The 15,799-nt window shown below is 70.5% G+C and carries 16 protein-coding genes; 9 read left to right on the top strand and 7 right to left on the bottom strand.

The window, feature by feature from the left end:
* The first annotated feature begins 120 nt into the window (after positions 1-120).
* The gene (locus MMF98_RS12940) at positions 121-1,401 is read left to right on the top strand and encodes an FAD-dependent oxidoreductase (RefSeq protein WP_243306682.1); all 1,281 of its coding nucleotides are present in this window, start codon (positions 121-123) and stop codon (positions 1,399-1,401) included.
* Between the two features lie 42 nt (positions 1,402-1,443).
* Here the strand turns inward: MMF98_RS12940 and MMF98_RS12935 are convergent, their stop codons facing one another.
* Positions 1,444-2,373 carry a LysR family transcriptional regulator gene (locus tag MMF98_RS12935; protein ID WP_243306681.1) on the bottom strand — a complete coding sequence of 310 codons (930 nt, stop codon included), beginning with the start codon at positions 2,371-2,373 and terminating at the stop codon, positions 1,444-1,446.
* 124 nt (positions 2,374-2,497) lie between these two features.
* Between MMF98_RS12935 and MMF98_RS12930 the strand changes: the two genes are divergently transcribed.
* From MMF98_RS12930 to MMF98_RS12910, 5 genes are read left to right on the top strand one after another with little or no spacing between them, the layout of a single operon-like run.
* On the top strand, positions 2,498-3,526 hold the full coding sequence (locus MMF98_RS12930) for an ABC transporter substrate-binding protein (RefSeq protein WP_243306680.1): 1,029 nt from the start codon (positions 2,498-2,500) through the stop codon (positions 3,524-3,526).
* Positions 3,527-3,557: 31 nt separating this feature from the next.
* On the top strand, positions 3,558-4,385 hold the full coding sequence (locus MMF98_RS12925; protein ID WP_243306679.1) for an ABC transporter permease: 828 nt from the start codon (positions 3,558-3,560) through the stop codon (positions 4,383-4,385).
* Between the two features lie 5 nt (positions 4,386-4,390).
* On the top strand, positions 4,391-5,164 hold the full coding sequence (locus MMF98_RS12920) for an ABC transporter permease (RefSeq protein WP_243306678.1): 774 nt from the start codon (positions 4,391-4,393) through the stop codon (positions 5,162-5,164).
* Between the two features lie 7 nt (positions 5,165-5,171).
* The gene (locus MMF98_RS12915) at positions 5,172-6,194 is read left to right on the top strand and encodes an ABC transporter ATP-binding protein (RefSeq protein WP_243306677.1); all 1,023 of its coding nucleotides are present in this window, start codon (positions 5,172-5,174) and stop codon (positions 6,192-6,194) included.
* Complete coding sequence (locus tag MMF98_RS12910) at positions 6,194-7,138, top strand: nucleoside hydrolase (RefSeq protein ID WP_243306676.1); 945 nt, start codon at positions 6,194-6,196, stop codon at positions 7,136-7,138. Before MMF98_RS12915 ends, MMF98_RS12910 begins: the two co-directional genes overlap by 1 nt.
* A 36-nt stretch (positions 7,139-7,174) precedes the next feature.
* On the opposite strand, the gene MMF98_RS12905 is transcribed toward MMF98_RS12910, so the two are convergent.
* Entirely contained in the window at positions 7,175-8,089 is a 915-nt protein-coding gene (locus tag MMF98_RS12905) for a ribokinase (RefSeq protein WP_243306675.1), read from the bottom strand.
* 139 nt (positions 8,090-8,228) lie between these two features.
* Between MMF98_RS12905 and add the strand changes: the two genes are divergently transcribed.
* Genes add through MMF98_RS12890 form a run of 3 tightly spaced genes read left to right on the top strand, consistent with a single transcriptional unit; the run spans position 8,229 to position 11,518 of the window.
* Positions 8,229-9,317, top strand: a complete 1,089-nt coding sequence (gene add, locus MMF98_RS12900; RefSeq protein ID WP_423837599.1) for an adenosine deaminase — start codon at positions 8,229-8,231, stop codon at positions 9,315-9,317.
* A 39-nt stretch (positions 9,318-9,356) separates the two neighbouring features.
* Positions 9,357-10,328: a Bug family tripartite tricarboxylate transporter substrate binding protein gene (locus tag MMF98_RS12895; RefSeq protein WP_243306674.1), complete on the top strand. Its 972-nt coding sequence runs from the start codon at positions 9,357-9,359 to the stop codon at positions 10,326-10,328.
* 5 nt (positions 10,329-10,333) lie between these two features.
* The gene (locus tag MMF98_RS12890) at positions 10,334-11,518 is read left to right on the top strand and encodes a M20 aminoacylase family protein (RefSeq protein ID WP_243306673.1); all 1,185 of its coding nucleotides are present in this window, start codon (positions 10,334-10,336) and stop codon (positions 11,516-11,518) included.
* On the opposite strand, the gene MMF98_RS12885 is transcribed toward MMF98_RS12890, so the two are convergent.
* The 5 genes from MMF98_RS12885 to MMF98_RS12865 are packed head-to-tail and all read right to left on the bottom strand — an operon-like array spanning position 11,507 to position 15,787.
* Positions 11,507-12,202 carry a phosphoribosyltransferase gene (locus tag MMF98_RS12885; RefSeq protein WP_243306672.1) on the bottom strand — a complete coding sequence of 232 codons (696 nt, stop codon included), beginning with the start codon at positions 12,200-12,202 and terminating at the stop codon, positions 11,507-11,509. The two genes, MMF98_RS12890 and MMF98_RS12885, sit on opposite strands and share 12 nt — an antisense overlap.
* 13 nt (positions 12,203-12,215) lie before the next feature.
* A complete protein-coding gene (locus MMF98_RS12880) occupies positions 12,216-13,073 on the bottom strand; it encodes a sulfurtransferase (RefSeq protein WP_243306671.1) in 858 nt (285 codons plus the stop codon).
* Positions 13,074-13,101: 28 nt separating this feature from the next.
* Positions 13,102-13,992, bottom strand: a complete 891-nt coding sequence (locus tag MMF98_RS12875) for a DMT family transporter (RefSeq protein ID WP_243306670.1) — start codon at positions 13,990-13,992, stop codon at positions 13,102-13,104.
* The gene (leuD, locus tag MMF98_RS12870) at positions 13,992-14,645 is read right to left on the bottom strand and encodes a 3-isopropylmalate dehydratase small subunit (RefSeq protein WP_243306669.1); all 654 of its coding nucleotides are present in this window, start codon (positions 14,643-14,645) and stop codon (positions 13,992-13,994) included. Before leuD ends, MMF98_RS12875 begins: the two co-directional genes overlap by 1 nt.
* Positions 14,645-15,787 (bottom strand): aromatic ring-hydroxylating oxygenase subunit alpha, encoded by a 1,143-nt coding sequence (locus tag MMF98_RS12865; RefSeq protein ID WP_243306668.1) that lies wholly within the window; start codon positions 15,785-15,787, stop codon positions 14,645-14,647. Before MMF98_RS12865 ends, leuD begins: the two co-directional genes overlap by 1 nt.
* Between the last annotated feature and the right edge of the window lie 12 nt (positions 15,788-15,799).

Here is a 15,799-nt window from a genome sequence, read left to right as displayed (position 1 = left end):
CATCGTGGCCGGCGCGGGTGAACGGCCGGTGGCGCGCCGTCGCAGTTTTGTGAAGCCTTGTATCCAGCCTGGCCGAAGGCCCCTTGTGGCGGCTGGGGGCGGGCGCTAAGCTGGCACTCCATGGCCACTGCACTCTCCACCCGTTGCTGCATTGCCGGCGGCGGCCCCGCCGGCCTGATGCTGGGGCTGCTGCTGGCGCGGGCTGGGGTGGATGTGCTGGTGCTGGAAAAGCACGCCGACTTCCTGCGCGACTTTCGCGGCGACACCGTGCACCCGTCCACGCTGCAGGTGATGCGGGAGCTGGGCCTGCTCGAAGCCTTCCTGGCGCGCCCGCACGATCCGGTGCGCGAGCTGCGCGCCGTGGTGGGCGGCACCGAGGTGGTGGTGGCCGATTTTTCGCACCTGCGCACCGGTTGCCGCTTCATCGCTCTGGTGCCGCAGTGGGAGTTCCTGGATTTCCTGCGCGACGAGGCCGTGCGCTACCCGAACTTCCGCCTAGTGCTGAATGCCGAGGCCGTGGGCGTGCTGGAGTCTGCCGTCGGCCGCGTCAACGGGGTGCGCGCCGCGCTGCGCACGCCGGCGGGCGAGCCCACGGGCGAGGTGCTGGAAGTCGCCGCCGACCTGGTCGTGGGCGCCGACGGCCGCCATTCCGCCCTGCGCGCCGCGGCGGGCCTGGTGGTGCGCGACCTCGGCGCGCCCATCGACGTGCTCTGGATGCGCCTGCCCCGGCAGCCGGACGATCCGACCACCACGGGCATGCGCATCGACGCCAGCCGGTTTCTGGTGATGCTCAACCGCCGCAGCTACTGGCAGTGCGCCTACGTCATCCCCAAGGGCGGCATGGAGGCGCTGCGCGCGCGCGGGCTGGCGGCCTTCCGGGACGAGCTGGCCGCCATCGCGCCGCTGCTGTCGGCGCGCCTGGGCGCGGCGCTGGCCCATTGGGATGACGTCAAGCTGCTGAGCGTGAGCGTGGACCGGCTCGAGCGCTGGTGGCGGCCCGGCCTGCTGTGCATCGGCGATGCGGCGCATGCGATGTCGCCGATCGGCGGCATCGGCATCAACCTCGCCATCCAGGATGCGGTGGCCGCGGCCAATCTGCTGGCGGCGCCGCTGGCGGATGCCGCGTGCACGGCCGACGCGCTCACGCCGCTGCTGGCGCGCGTGCAGCAGCGGCGGCTGTGGCCCACGCGGCTGACACAGGCGGTGCAGGTGGCGATCCAGGACCGCGTGCTGGCGCCGGTGCTGGCGGCCGGCCAGGCCGCCGGCAGGCCGCCCCTGGCCGTGCCCTGGCCGCTCAGGCTGCTGAACCGCTTCCCGCGCCTGCGCACCTTGCCGGCCTGGGCGGTGGGTGTCGGCGTGCGGCCCGAGCATGTGCGCTCGCCGCAGCGGCCGCCCGGTTGAGGGGCGGGCCGCCCGCCGTTCCTAGAGACTGCGAACAGGCTCTCAGGCCCGCAGTGCCCCGGCCAGGTGCTCCAGGCAGTCCGCCACGGTCGGGCTGCGCAGCTGGGCCGGGCCGCGCGCCATCAGCACGATGCGCCGCGTGATGGCCGGCGCCCCCAGCGCCTTGACGCTCAGGCCGTCGGCGCGCAGGCCGTGGGTGTACAGGCGCGAGATCACGCCCACCGCCAGGCCGCTGCGCACCAGGCTGAACAGCGACTCGCTGTACAGCATGCGCTCGGTGCCCCCCAGCGCCACGCCCTGCTGGCGCAGCGTGGCCATTGCCAGGTCGTAGGTGCTGCCGCGCGCGAACAATGCCAGGCGCTCGCCCAGCAGGTCGCGCCAGCGCAGCGTGGCGCGCGCCGCCAGGCGATGCTGGCGCGGCAGCACCGCCACCAGGTTGTCGCTGGCCACGGCCACCGTGTCGATGCCGGTGGGCAGGTCGAGGTCGGTGCCCAGGCCGATGTCCACCTCGCCGGTATGCACGGCGGCCACCAGGTCGTCGTTGAGGGGGTCGCGCACCGTCAAGGCCACGTCGGGGTTGCGGGCGTGCCACGTGGCCAGCGGCGGCGCCAGCAGGTGCATGGCCGAGGGCAGGGCGGCCACGCGCAGGCTGCGCGCCTGGCTGGCCAGCGTCTGGTGCAGGGCGGCCACGCCGTGGCCGTAGCTGTTGACCAGCCATTCGACCTGCGGCAGCAGGGCCTCGCCGGCCGGCGTGAGCGCCACGCGGTGGGTGCTGCGCACGAACAGCGTCACCTCCAGCAACTGCTCGAGGTCGCGGATCGCGGCCGACAGCGCGGGCTGGGTCAGCGCCAGCGCATCGGCCGCCCGGCTGAAGCTGGCATGCCGCGCCACGGCCTGGAAGCCGCGCAGCTGGCGCAGCGTGGGCTGGCGCGAAGGGCCGCCATGGAGCGGCGCGGGGGCAATCTTGCTCATAAATTCATGTGATGAACGTATCAAATTAAACCATTATCTTTATGGCGCGGGACGGCCTGGGCGGCGGTATAGTCGTTGCTCGCCGCCACGCTGCGCGGTCCGTTTGCCAAGACAAGAGGTTGCCATGAAGGCTGTCGTTCGTTGTGGATTGGGCCTGGCGGCCGCCGTGCTGCTGGCAAGCGGCGCTGCCGCGCAGGAGCGCACCCTGGTGCTGTCGGCCTTCGGCGTGAGCCAGGACCTGCTGCGCAAGGACCTCTATGCGCCTTTCGAGGCCAAGTGCAAGTGCAAGGTGGTGGTCAACGTCGGCAACAGCGCCGACCGGCTGGCCAAACTGGAAGCACGCAAGGGCAACCCCGAGGTGGACGTGGCCGTGCTGGCCGACTTCTCGGCGCTGGAGGCCGCGCAGAAGGACCTGATCGAGCCGATCGATGTGAGTCGGCTGTCCAACTACGGCAAGCTGTATGACCTCGCCAAGGACCCGATCGGCAACCACTACGGCGTGGGCTACACCTATTTCGCCACCAGCATCATCTACCGCAGCGACAAGGTGAAGATCAACTCCTGGGCCGACCTCTGGAAGCCCGAGCTGAAGGGCCGGCTGGCGCTGCCCAACATCACCACCACCCAGGCGCCGCTGATGCTGATGATGGTGGACAAGGCTTTCGGCGGCACCTCGCCCGATTTCTCCACCGCGATCGGCAAGGTCGCCGGCATCAAGGGCGACGTGGTCACCTTCTACGAGCGCTCGGCCCAGCTCGTGCAGCTGTTCCAGCAGGACGAGATCTACGCCGCCGTCACCGGCCGCTTCAACTGGCCGCTGGTGCGCAAGCTCAACATGCCGCTGGCCTGGGCCACGCCGAAGGAAGGCCTGACGGGCGGCACCAATGTGCTGGTGATCCCCAAGGGCGCGAAGAACAAGGACCTGGCCTATGCCTTCATCAACGAATGGATCTCCACCGAGGCCCAGACCCGCATCGCCATGGACCTGGTGGACAGCCCGGCCAACAAGGACGTGAAGCTGCCGCCCGAGGTGGCCGAGGTGCTGACCTACGGCAAGGACACGGTCAAGGCGCTGAACCTGATCCCGCCGACCCAGATGCTGCTGCATCGCAAGGACTGGGTGAACGGGTGGAACGCCAGAATTGCCCGTTGAGGGCGGCGACTGACATCCGGGAGCCCTGAGCGTGTTCGACAACCGACGCATCGGCATGGCGCTGGCCGCGCCCGCCGTGCTGTTCGTGGCGCTGGCCTTCCTGTTGCCGGTAGCGGTGCTGCTGTCGGGCAGCTTCACGCTGGAAGGCGGCGGCTGGGGCCTGGGCCGCTTCACCGGCTTCTTTGCCGAGCCGCTGTACCGCGAGGTGATGTGGCGCACGCTGCGCCTGGGCGCCGTGGTCACGCTGGTTTCGGCGGCCATCGGCTATGCGGTGGCGCTGGCCATCGTGCAGGCCGGGCCGTCCTGGAAGGGGCGCTTCGTCGGCCTGTTCGTGCTGCCGCTGATGATCTCGCCGGTGGCGCGCACCTATGCCTGGATCGTGATCCTGGGGCGCACCGGCATCGTCAATCAGGCCATCGTGGGGCTGGGCTTGTCGCCGGAGCCGCTGCGCCTGCTGTTCACCGAGACCGCGGTCTTCATCGGCCTGGTGCAGCTGTTCCTGCCGCTGATGGTGCTGTCGCTGGTGAGCGCGCTGGAGAATCTGCCGGCCGATGTGGTGCCGGCCGCGCGCGTGCTCGGGGCGGGCTGGCTCACCGTGTTCTGGCGCGTGCTGCTGCCGCTCACGCGCGAGGGCCTGGTGATCGGCGGCACGCTGGTGTTCACCGGTGCCATCACGGCCTACATCACGCCGGCGGTGCTCGGCGGCTCCAAGGTGCTGATGCTCGAAACCCTGCTGTACCAGCGCGTCTCGGTGGCCAATGACTTCGTCTCGGCCAGCGTCATCGCGGTGATCCTGATCGTCATGAGCGTGGTCGCCCACGCCGTGCTCAAGCGCGCGTCCGCCGCGCGCGGGAGGTGATGCGCATGCGCGCCGCCGGCCTGACTGTTCTGTTCGCCGTCCTGCTGTTCCTGCTGGGCCCCTTCGCGGTGATCGTGGCCGCGGGCCTGTCAGCCGGCGACACGCTGGCGTTCCCGCCGCAGGGCCTGTCGCTGCGCTGGGTCGAGGCGGTGTTCGGCATGGAGAATTTCCGCGCGAGCTTCGTGCTCTCGCTCGAACTCGGCGTGGGCTCGACGCTGCTGGCGCTGCTGCTGGGCGTGCCCGCCGCCTACGGCCTGGCGCGCTACCGCGTGCCGGGGCGCGAGGCGGTGCGCACCGTGGTGCTGACGCCGGTGATCGTGCCCGGCATCATCGTGGGCCTGGCGCTGCTGCGCCACGCGGTGGTGCCGCTGGACATGCCGGTCACCCTGGCGCTGGTGCTGGCGCACACGGTGCTGGTCGTGCCCTATGCGGTGCGCGTGGTCACCGCGAGCCTGGAGAACCTGCGCACCGACGTGGAGGAGGCGGCCGTGATGCTGGGCGCCAGCCGCCTCGACACCTTCTTCAAGATCGTGCTGCCCAACATCCGCAACGCCATCCTGGCGGCCTTCATCCTCGGTTTCGTGACCTCGTTCAACCAGGTGCCGGTGTCGCTGTTCCTCACCGGGCCGGGCATCACCACGCTGCCGATCGACATGCTGGCTTCGATGGAATTCGTCTACGACCCCTCGATCGCCGCGCTGTCGGCGCTGATGGCCCTGATGTCCATGGCCATCGTGCTGGTGGCCGAACGCCTGCTGGGGCTATCTCGCTATGTCTGAACCCGCCATGTCCACACCGTTTCTTTCGCTCGACAAGCTCACGCTGGCCTATGGCGGCCAGGTGGCCGTGCCCGGCCTCGATCTGGCCATGGCCGAGGGCGAACTGCTGGCGCTGCTCGGGCCCTCGGGCTGCGGCAAGACCACCACCATGCGCGCCATCGCCGGCCTGCTGGCGCCGCAGGGCGGCAGCATCCACCTGGGCGGGCAGGACATCACCCGCGTACCGGCCAACCGGCGCGAAGTGGGGCTGGTGTTCCAGTCCTACGCGCTGTTTCCGCACCTGTCGGTGTTCGAGAACGTGGCCTTCGGCCTGCGGCTGCGCCGCGTGGGGTCGGACGAGCTGCGGCGCCGCGTGCTGGAGGCCATTGCACTGGTCGGCCTGGCCGGCTTCGAGAAGCGCCTGCCGCGCGAGCTCTCGGGCGGCCAGCAGCAGCGCGTGGCGCTGGCGCGCTCGGTGGTGGTGCGGCCGCGCCTGCTGCTGCTGGACGAGCCGCTGTCCAACCTCGACGCCCGGCTGCGCCTGGAGATGCGCAGTGAGCTGCAGCGCCTGCAGCGCGAACTCGGTGTGACCATGATGTACGTCACGCACGATCAGGTCGAGGCGCTGGCGCTGGCCGACCGCGTGGTGGTGATGCGCGCGGGCCGCATCGCCCAGCAGGGCACGCCGGCCGAGATCTACGAGCGTCCGGTCTCGGCCTTCGTCGCGCAGTTCGTCGGCATCGAGAACCTGTTCCGGGTGCGCGACGGCGCGCTGGCCGGCACCGCGGGTGCCCTGGCCCCGCAGGGCGCGGCGCTGCCCGCCGTGCATGCGCTGGCCTGGCGCCCGCGCAGCGTGGTGCTGGGGCAGGGGCCTTATGAGGGCCGGGTGGTGGGCGCGTCCTACCTCGGCGAAGCCGTGGAATACCTGATCGACTGCGCAGCCGGCCCGCTCAAGGCGCAGACGCTGCCGCAGGCGCCGCGCTTCGCGCTGCAGCAGAACCTGCGCTTCGACCTGCCGCTGGCCGAGGCGGTGCACTTGCGGGAAGACTGATGCCGCGCGTCTGGATCGACACCGACATGGGCTTCGACGACCTCGCGGCCGTGCTGACCGTGGCCGCCGCGCCGGGCTGGACGGTGGAGGGCCTGTCGCTGGTGGCCGGCAATGCGCCGATCGAGGTGGTGACCGACAACGCGCTGCGCGCCGCCGCGTTCTTCGGCTGGACCATGCCGATCCACCGGGGCCTGGACAAGCCGCTGGCCGGCGACCTGGTCACGGCACAGAACATCCTGGGCGAGGACGCGATGAAATCCGCCGGGCGTGGCCTGCCGCCCGCGCGCGCAGCGCTCGCCGCACGGGACGGCGTGAGCGCGCTGGCCGACTACCTGGCGCATGCGCCGCAGCCCGCCACCGTGCTGGCGCTCGGGCCCCTGACCAATATGGCCACCGTGCTGCGGACGCGGCCCGAGCTCGCAGCGCGCATCGGCCTGCTGATGTGGATGGGCGGCAGCGCCGGCCCCGGCAACCACACGGCGGTGGCCGAGTTCAACGCCGCGGTCGATCCCGAGGCCATCCAGCAGGTGCTGGACGCCAGCGTGCCGCTGCGCATGGTCGGGCTCGATGCCTGCCGCCAGGTGCGGGTGCATGCGGCCGATGCCGAGGCCCTGCGCGGCATCGGCACCGAACGCGCCGAGGTGCTGGCCGACCTGCTGCTGGGCTATGTGCGCATCGCCAGCCCCGACGGCAGCGCGCCGATGGCGCTGTACGACCCCACGGCCGCGGCAGCGCTGGTGGCGCCCACGGGCATGCAGTTCCGGCCGGCCCACATGGTGGCCGAACTCCAGGGCCAGCACACGCGTGGCATGACGGTGCTGGAGTGGCGCGTGCCGCGCCGCGCGGCGGCCAATGTGGAGGTGGCGAGCATCGCCGACGAGCCGCTGCTGCGCCGCGTGGTGCTCGACGCGCTGGCGCTTACGGCACGCCAGGGCGCCGCATAAGACGCACCCAAGGGTGTGTGGGGGGCGCGAGGCCCTTCAGAACGCCGGGTAGCGCTTCAACGCGGCTTCGATGTCGTCGCGGCCGGGCTGCGCGAGTTGTGCGCCGCGCTGCGTGCAGGCCAGGCCGGCAGCCACCGACGCCCGTGCCAGCGCATCGCGCAGGGGCTGCTGCTCCACCAGCGCCGCCGTGAAGACGCCGGCAAAGGTGTCGCCCGCGCCCGTGGTGTCCACCACCTCGACCTTGGTCGCGGGCAGGCGCAGCGTTTGCTCTGCCGTGCAGGCCAGCACGCCCTGGCTGCCCAGCGTCAGCACCACGGTCAGCGAGAAGCGTCGGGCCAGTTCCTGAACCCGCAGGGCGGGTTCCGGGCCAGGCGCAATGCCGGCGCCCAGCGCCGTCTGCGCGAGCTCGGATTCATTGACGATCAGCACGTCCAGTGCCTGCAGCAGCTCGGGCGGCGTGCGTTGCGCGGGCGCATTGTTGAGCACGGCCAGGCAGCCATGGCGCTTGGCGCGCGCGACCAGTGCCTGGTTCTCTGCGGGATCGGTTTCCATCTGCAGCAGCACCGCGCGCGCATCGGCCAGGGTGGGGTCTGCCACATGGCTGTGGCGCAAGGCGAGGTTGACGCCTGGCGCCACCACGATCTGGTTCTCGCCGCGTGCGTCGACCATGATGGCGGCGCAGCCGGTCTGGCCTGCCAGCCGCTGGATGCCCGTGAGGTCCACGCCAGCCGCTTCCAGGCTGGCCAGCGCGGGGGCCGCGAAGGCATCGTGGCCGACCGCGCCCACCATGCGCACCGGCAGGCCGAAGCGCCGCGCCGCGTGGGCCTGGTTGGCGCCCTTGCCGCCGGGCGAGAGCAGGTAGCCGTTGCCGAGCACGGTTTCGCCGGCGAGCGGCAGATGCCCGGCCTGGAAGGCGAGGTCGAGGTTGATCGAGCCGAAGACGAGGAGCATGGGCGCGGATGAAGAAGGCTTCGGCGCGAGTATAGGTCGCGCGTGCGGCCGGCGCGCCGTGGTTGGAGATAAATCAATTTGATCGATTTATCAAATTAATCCACTTCCCTTATGAACAGGCGGTGCCTAGGATGAGGTCATGACGCCTGATGCCGCCTCCGCCTCGTTTTCCCGCGCCGAGCCCGCGCCGGCCCTGCAGCAGTTGCTGCACGCCATGCCCAAGGTGGAGCTGCACTGCCACCTGCTGGGCACGGTGCGCCGCGAGACCTTCGCCGATCTCGCGCGGCGCGCCAAGGCGCCGCTGAGCAGCGAGGAGATCGAGGCCTTCTACACCCGCGGCGAGAAGCCGGTGGGCGTGCTGCGCGTGCTGCGCGCACTGGACGCGCATCTGCTCAAGCGCCCGGACGACCTGCACCGCATCGCCTACGAATACCTGCGGGATGCCGCGGCCCACCAGGTGCGCTATGCCGAGTTCTTCTGGAACCCGACCGGCACGGTGCGCGACTCGGGCATCCCGTACCCGCTGGCGCAGGCCGCGATCCTGCGCGCCGTCGCCGATGCTCAGGCCGATGCCGGCATCGTCGGGCGCCTCGTGCCGGCGATCGACCGTGAGGCCTCGCCCGAGGAGGCGGTGCAGATGGTGCAATGGGTGGCCGAGCACCGCAGCGACGAGGTGCCGGGCATCGGCATCGACTACCGCGAGGTGGACCGGCCGCCCGAGCTGTTCGCCGAGGCCTATGCCGTGGCGCGCCGCGCCGGGCTCAAGACCACGGCGCACGCGGGCGAGTTCGGCATGCCGTGGACCAACGTGCAGACGGCGGTGGAGCTGCTCAAGGTGGATCGCATCGACCACGGCTACACGGTGGTCGATGCGCCGGACTTCGCGCGCCGCTGCGCCGACGCCGGCATCGTGTTCACCGTGGTGCCTACCAACTCCTACTACCTGCGCACCCTCGCGCCCGAGCGCTGGGCGCTGGACCATCCGATCCGCCGCATGCCGGCGCTGGGCCTGCGCATCCACCCCAACACCGACGATCCCACGCTGCACCATGTGACGCCGACCCAGGCCTGGACCATGATGCTGCGCGACTTCGGCTTCTCGCTGGACGAGCTACGCGGCTTCATGCTCAATGGCGTGGATTCAGCCTGGGTCGACGAGGGCACGCGCCGCCTGTGGCGCGCCGAATTCAGCGCGCAGTTCGACCGGCTGCGCGCGGGACTTGTCTGACGCCCGTCTCATCCCTCACTTTCCTTTCGACCGACCTCCATGTTCAAACAACTCCTGTCCCTGGGCGCTGCCCTGGCCCTGGCCGCCGCCCATGCCCAGCCGGCCGCCTGGCCCGCAGCCAAGCCCATCACCATCATCGTGCCCTTCAGCGCGGGCGGCAACGTCGACACCACGGCCCGGCTGATCGGCCAGAAGTTGAGCGAGCGCCTCAAGCAGGCAGTGGTGATCGACAACGTGGCCGGTGCCGGCGGCGTGGTCGGCGTGACCAAGGCGGTCAATGCGGCGCCCGACGGCTACACGCTGGTGATGGCGTTCGACGGCCCGATCGGCATCACGCGGCTGGTAAGCCCCGGCGCGGTGCGCTATGACGCGGCCAAGGATCTGGTGCCCGTGGGATTGACGACCACCGCGCCGCTGGTGCTGATGGCGCGCCCCGGCCTGCCGGCCAACAGCCTGCAGGACGTGATCCGGCTGGCCAAGGCCGATCCGGGCCGCATGAGCTATGCGACGACCGGCGTCGGCACGGTGTTGCACCTGGCCATGGAGATGATCAAGGAGCGCGGCAACTTCTACGCCGTGCACGTTCCCTACCGGGGCGGCACGCAGGTTGTCACCGACGTGGTGGGCAACCAGGTGGACCTGGCGATGCTCGTGAGCCTGACGGCCACGCCGCACGTGCTGTCGGGCCGGGTCAAGGGATTGGTGGTCACGGGCGACAAGCGTTTGCCCAGTTTGCCCAACGTGCCGGCGCTTGGCGAACTGCCCGGCTTCAAGGGGCTGGACCTGGTGTCGTGGACCGGCCTGTTCGCGCCCGCCAGGACGCCGCCGGCGGTGGTGGAGCGCCTGAACCATGAGCTCGACGAGGTGCTCAAAATGGAGGATGTGCGCAACAAGCTGGCCGAGGGTGGCGCCCTGGTCGGCGGTGGCAGCACCGCGGCCTTCAGTGCCTTTTTGCAGCGCGAGAATGCCAAGTACGAGCGCATCGTGAAAGCCGCCAACATCAAGGAATGAAGCCCATGGACCACGCCGTCCTGCCCGGAATCCGCGACACCGCCGACGAGATGGTGGCGCTGCGCCGCCAGTTGCACGCCTGGCCTGAGCTTGGCTTCGAGGAATTCAAGACCAGCGAGCTGATCGCGCAGCGCCTGCAGTCCTGGGGCTACGAGGTGCACCGCGGCCTGGGCGGCACCGGCGTGGTGGGCACGCTGCGTGCGGGCAGCGGCAGCCGGCGCCTGGGCCTGCGCGCCGACATGGACGCGCTGCCGCTGACCGAGGCCACGGGCCTGCCCTATGCGAGCCAGAACCCCGGGCGCATGCATGCCTGCGGCCACGACGGCCACACCGCCACGCTGCTGGCCGCCGCGCAATTGCTGGCGCTCACGCGCGGCTTCAGCGGCACGCTGAACCTGATCTTCCAGCCCGCCGAGGAAGGCCTGGGCGGCGCGCAGCGCATGCTGGCCGATGGCCTGTTCGAGCGCTTTCCCTGCGATGCGCTGTATTCCTTCCACAACGTGCCGGGCTACCCGGCCGGGCTGCTCGGCTTTCGCCCGGGCGTGATCTACAACTCTTCGGATACGGTGATCATCACCGTGCACGGCAAGGGCGGCCACGGCGCGATGCCGCACACGGCGGTGGACCCGATCGTGGTGGCGGCGCACCTGGTGCTGGCGCTGCAGACCCTGGTGGCGCGCGAGGTCGATCCCAACGAGTTCGCGGTGGTGACGGTGGGCGCGCTGCATGCCGGCGATGCGCCGAACGTGATCCCGGCCAGCGCCGAGCTGCGCCTGTCGGTGCGTGCGCGCAGCCCGGCCACGCGAGCCCTGCTGCGCGAACGCATCACCGCCATCGCCACCGCCCAGGCCACGGTGCATGGCGCCACGGCTGCGGTGGACTACCGCTGGCGCTACCCGCCCACCATCAACGACGCCGCGGCCACCGCGTTCGCGCGCGGCGTGGCGCACGAGTGGCTGGGCGACAAGGGCCTGATCCCGGACCTGCCGCCGCTGTACGCGAGCGACGATTTTTCCTTCATGCTGGAGCAGGTGCCGGGCTGCTATTTCGTGGTCGGCAACGGCGACCTCACGGGCCGCCCCGAGAACGCCTGCACCGCGCACAACCCGGGCTACGATTTCAACGACCAGATCCTGCCGCTGACGGCGAGCTTCTTCGTCAAGCTCGCGCAGAAGTTCCTAGTCGCGTAGCACCCAGCCCTCGGGCACGGCGCGCAGCAGCGGGCTGTCGAACACGCCCACCAGCCGCGCCGCGCGCTGCGGGCCCAGCCGCTCGACCCAGCGCCGGCCCTGGCGCATGGCGACGCCGCAGGCAACCACCTCCACGCCCAGGCGTTCCAGCAGTTCCCAGGCCGCCAGCAGCGTGGTGCCGGTACTGACCGCGTCGTCCACCAGCGCCACGCGCCGGCCCGCGAGCAGTGGCAGCAGGTGCGGGTCGAGGTAGACCCGCTTGCCCGGGGTGGGCGAGGTGATCGACTGCACCGGCGCCGACAGCGCCTCGTCGTACCAGAATTTGCGCGAATAGCCCATGGGCACGAAGCGGCTGTGGCCCAACTGCCGCGCCACCGTCGCCGCCAGCGACAGGCCCAGCGTGGGTAGGCCGATCACGAGCTCGGGTTCGGCGGGCCGCAGCGCATCGGCCAGCAAGGCGCCGAGCACCTCCACCACCTCGAAGGACGCCTGGTTGACCAGCAGCGAGGCCACGGCATGGCCGGGCTCGCTGGCCAGCTCGCGGATCGGCAGCACCAGCACGCGGCCGTCGGGCAGGCGCGCCGGGTAGCCCAGGCGCCAGGGCGCCTCGGGCCGTGCAATGTCCTCGGGCTGGAGCAGTTGCTGCCAGTAGCCGGTGGTGGCTTCGGTGAAATGCGCGGCCATGGGCAATGGGCCCTCAGCCCTGGGCCGCGGGCAGGCCGGGCGTATTGCTCCATTCGCTCCAGCTGCCGGCATACAGCGCGGCCTGGCCCAGGCCGGCGAGCTCCATGGCCAGCACATTGGGCACGGCACTCACACCGCTGCCGCAGTGGTGCACCACGGTGGCCGGGTCGCGGCCCGCGAGCAGGGCCTCGAACTCGGCGCGTAGCTGGGCGGCCGGCTTGAATTTGCCGTCGGCGCCGATGTTCTGGCCGAACGGCCGGTTCAGCGCGCCGGGGATGTGGCCGGCCACCGGGTCCAGCGGCTCGACCTCGCCCTTGAAACGCGGCGTGGCGCGCGCGTCGATCAGGGTCTGGCCCGGGCGGCCCAGGTTGTCTACGATAGTTTTTGTGATGACCAGCGTGCGCAGCGCCGGGCCCAGCGTGAAGTGAGCCGGGGCAGAGGCGGGTTCTTCCCGGTCCGTGACGTCGCCGCCTGCGGCCTGCCAGGCCTGCAGGCCGCCGTCGAGCAAGGCCACCGCATCATGGCCGGCCCATTTGAGCATCCACCACAGGCGGCCGCAGTAGTTGGCGCCGTTGCGGTCATACACCACGGCCTGCATGCCGTTGGCAAAGCCCACGCTGGACAGCCAGGCGGCGAACTGCTCGCGGCTGGGCAGCGGGTGGCGGCCGCCCGAGGCCGCGTCCGGCGAACCCTTGGCGCTGAGCGCGGTGTCGAGGTTTGCATAGACCGCGCCGGGAATGTGCGCCTCGCGGTACTGCTGCCCGCCAACGGCGGGGTTCATGAGGTCGAAACTGCAGTCGAACAGCATCAGCGGCGCGCCTGCGGCCTGGAGCGCTTGCAGTTGCTCGACGGAGATCAGGGTGGTGTACATGGCAAGTCCTTCGATCGTGAACATGTTCTCAGTGGTCTTCGGCCGGCGAATGCGGGACGGCCCGCTCGCGCAGCACGGTGGCAGCGATGCCGCTGGCAATGATCAGGCCGATGCCGGCCCAGCCGGCCAGCGGCAACCGGTCGCCGAACAGCACGAGGCTGTAGATGGAGGCAAACACGATGCCCGAGTATTGCAGGTTGGCCACGACCAGGGTGGCGCCGTGGCTGTAGGCGCGGGTCATGCACAGCTGGCCCAGTGCCGCCAGCACGCCGATGGGCAGCAGCCACAGCGCGGCCGGCCAGGTCCAGGCGCTGGCGCCCGCGAACAGCATGCCCAGGGCGCCGGCCATGGTGGCGCCCAGCGAGAAATAGAACACGGTGCGCTCTTCGGGCTCGCCAGCGCGGCCCAGCGCCGTGACCTGCATGTAGGCGAAGGCCGAGGCCAGCCCCGACAGCAGGCCGATCAGCCCGGCGAACAGCTGGTTCTGTTCCAGGGTGGGCTGCAGGATCAGCACCACCCCGCCAAAGCCGGCCAGCACGGTGAGCACCACGGGGCCCTGGCGCACCAGGGTGGACGTCATATTGCCCAGCATCAGCGCGCCGCCGACCAGGAAGGCCGCGATCCAGACGCTGCTCATGTAGTTGAGCGTCATCGCGGTGGCCAGCGGCAGCTGCGCGATCGAGTAGAACCAGGCCACGAGTGCGAGCACCCCCACGATGCTGCGCCAGAAATGCATCATCGGGATCGGCGTGCGCACGCTGATGCCGCGCAGCCGCGCATACCAGGCCATGAAGCCAAGGCCGATCAGGCCGCGGTAGCAGACCATCTCGAAGGCGTTGAAATGGGCCGAGGCGTACTTGATGCACACCCCCATGGTGGCAAAGAACAGCGAGGCCAGCAGCATCCAGAGAGCCTGCATCAATCGTCCTTCAGGAGGCGGTCCAGCCACGGCTGTTGCGCAAGGTGCCGTGTTTCGAAGGCGGCAATGCGTTCGTGCTGCGCCAGCGTGGCGGCGATCCAGTCGCCGTCCCGGGTGAGCAGGTGGCGTTCGCGCGCGGACAGCGTGAAGCTAAAGCCGTGCGTGCCGGCCTGCACCCGGCCCGCGTCGAGGTCGATGTCGAGGTGCAGCACCTGGCCCGCGGCCAGCGCGAACAGCGCCTGCACGTCGGCCGCGCGCAGCGCGAGGGCGGCCACGCCGTTGAGCGGGCAGTTCTGCCGGAAGATGTCGCCGAAGCTGGGCGCGATGACGGCCCGGAATCCGTAGTCGCGCAGCGCCCAGACCGCGTGCTCGCGGCTGGAGCCGCAGCCGAAGTTGTCCAGGGCCAGCAGCACGGTGGCGCCGCGCAGCTCGGGCCGGTTGAGCACGAAGCCCGGGTCAGGGCGGCGGCGCGCATGGTCGCTGCCCAGGTCGCCCGGATCGAGGTAGCGCCAGCTGTCGAACAGCACGGGGCCGTAGCCGCTTTTGGCGGTGGAGCGGCCGTATTGCTTGGGGAATATTGCATCGGTGTCGACGTTGGCGCGCGCCAGCGGCACCACCGTGCCGCTGTGCCGGCCGGCCGGAAACGCCGGCATTAAAGCGCCGCGCCGCCGCCGTGGGCCATGCGCTGGCGATACCACTCGTGGAAGTGCTGCATGCCGTCTTCCATCGGGCTCTGGTAGGGGCCGACCTCGTTGTCGCCGCGCTGCATCAGCGCCAGCCGGCCGGCGTCCATGCGCTCGGCGATCTCGTCGTCCTCGACGCAGGTTTCCATGTAGGCGGCCTGCTGGGCCTCGATGAACTCGCGCTCGAAGGCGACGATCTCCTCGGGGTAGTAGAACTCCACCATGTTCAGCGTCTTCTGCGGGCTGATCGGGTGCAGCGTCGAGACGGTCAGCACGTGCGGATACCACTCGACCATGATGTGCGGGTAGTAGGTCAGCCAGATCGCGCCGTACTTCGGCGGCTCGCCGTTGCGGTAGGTCAGCAGCGCGTTGTGCCAGCGCTCGTAGACCGGGCTGCCGGCCTTGCCCAGGCGGTTGGCCACGCCGACGGTCTGCACCGAGTACTCGGGCTTGAACTCCCAGCGCAGGTCGTCGCAGGTCACGAACTGGCCGAGGCCCGGGTGGAACGGGCCGACGTGGTAGTCCTCGAGGTAGACCTCGATGAAGGTCTTCCAGTTGTAGTTGCACTCGTGCAGCTCCACGCGGTCGAACGCGTAGCCGCTGAAATCGAGTTCGGCGCGCGGGCCCATGCCGGCCAGGTCGGCGGCGATGTCGCGGCCGTTGTCCTCGAACAGCAGGCCGTTCCACTCGCGTAGCGGGTAGTTGTGCAGGTTCAGGCAGGGGTCTTCGGCGAAATGCGGCGCGCCCAGCAGGGTGCCGGCCGGCTGCGGCCCGCGCGCGCTGTAGGTCCAGCGGTGCAGCGGGCAGACGATGTTGCCGCCCGAGCCCGCGGCCAGCGCGCCCCGGTCCTTGAGGATCAGCGCCTGGCGGTGCCGGCAGACGTTGGAGACGAGCTCCACGCCCTGGTCGGTGCGCACCAGCGCGCGGCCCTGGTGCTCCTGCGGCAGCGTGTGGAAATCGCCCGCCTGGGGCACGGCCAGCTGGTGCCCCACGTAGCGGGGTCCTTGCCGGAACAGGGTCTCCATTTCGCGCTGGTACAGCGCGGCATCGAAATAGCTCGAAACGGGAAGTTGGCTGAAAGCCTGCTGAAATTGAAGACTTAAATCAGACATGGAAGACCTGAC

The organism is Variovorax terrae (genome assembly GCF_022809125.1).
GTDB lineage: Bacteria > Pseudomonadota > Gammaproteobacteria > Burkholderiales > Burkholderiaceae_C > Variovorax_A > Variovorax_A terrae.
This window is presented reverse-complemented; position numbering and strand designations above follow the sequence as displayed.

Coding starts and splice junctions, on each gene's coding strand:
- MMF98_RS12930 (WP_243306680.1), top strand. CDS start 2,498: ATGAAGGCTGTCGTTCGTTGTGGATTGGGCCTGGCGGCCGCCGTGCTG.
- MMF98_RS12885 (WP_243306672.1), bottom strand. CDS start 12,202: ATGGCCGCGCATTTCACCGAAGCCACCACCGGCTACTGGCAGCAACTG.
- leuD (WP_243306669.1), bottom strand. CDS start 14,645: ATGCCGGCGTTTCCGGCCGGCCGGCACAGCGGCACGGTGGTGCCGCTG.
- MMF98_RS12880 (WP_243306671.1), bottom strand. CDS start 13,073: ATGTACACCACCCTGATCTCCGTCGAGCAACTGCAAGCGCTCCAGGCC.
- MMF98_RS12905 (WP_243306675.1), bottom strand. CDS start 8,089: ATGCTCCTCGTCTTCGGCTCGATCAACCTCGACCTCGCCTTCCAGGCC.
- MMF98_RS12910 (WP_243306676.1), top strand. CDS start 6,194: ATGCCGCGCGTCTGGATCGACACCGACATGGGCTTCGACGACCTCGCG.
- MMF98_RS12875 (WP_243306670.1), bottom strand. CDS start 13,992: ATGCAGGCTCTCTGGATGCTGCTGGCCTCGCTGTTCTTTGCCACCATG.
- MMF98_RS12890 (WP_243306673.1), top strand. CDS start 10,334: ATGGACCACGCCGTCCTGCCCGGAATCCGCGACACCGCCGACGAGATG.
- MMF98_RS12895 (WP_243306674.1), top strand. CDS start 9,357: ATGTTCAAACAACTCCTGTCCCTGGGCGCTGCCCTGGCCCTGGCCGCC.
- MMF98_RS12920 (WP_243306678.1), top strand. CDS start 4,391: ATGCGCGCCGCCGGCCTGACTGTTCTGTTCGCCGTCCTGCTGTTCCTG.
- MMF98_RS12915 (WP_243306677.1), top strand. CDS start 5,172: ATGTCCACACCGTTTCTTTCGCTCGACAAGCTCACGCTGGCCTATGGC.
- MMF98_RS12935 (WP_243306681.1), bottom strand. CDS start 2,373: ATGAGCAAGATTGCCCCCGCGCCGCTCCATGGCGGCCCTTCGCGCCAG.
- add (WP_423837599.1), top strand. CDS start 8,229: ATGACGCCTGATGCCGCCTCCGCCTCGTTTTCCCGCGCCGAGCCCGCG.
- MMF98_RS12865 (WP_243306668.1), bottom strand. CDS start 15,787: ATGTCTGATTTAAGTCTTCAATTTCAGCAGGCTTTCAGCCAACTTCCC.
- MMF98_RS12940 (WP_243306682.1), top strand. CDS start 121: ATGGCCACTGCACTCTCCACCCGTTGCTGCATTGCCGGCGGCGGCCCC.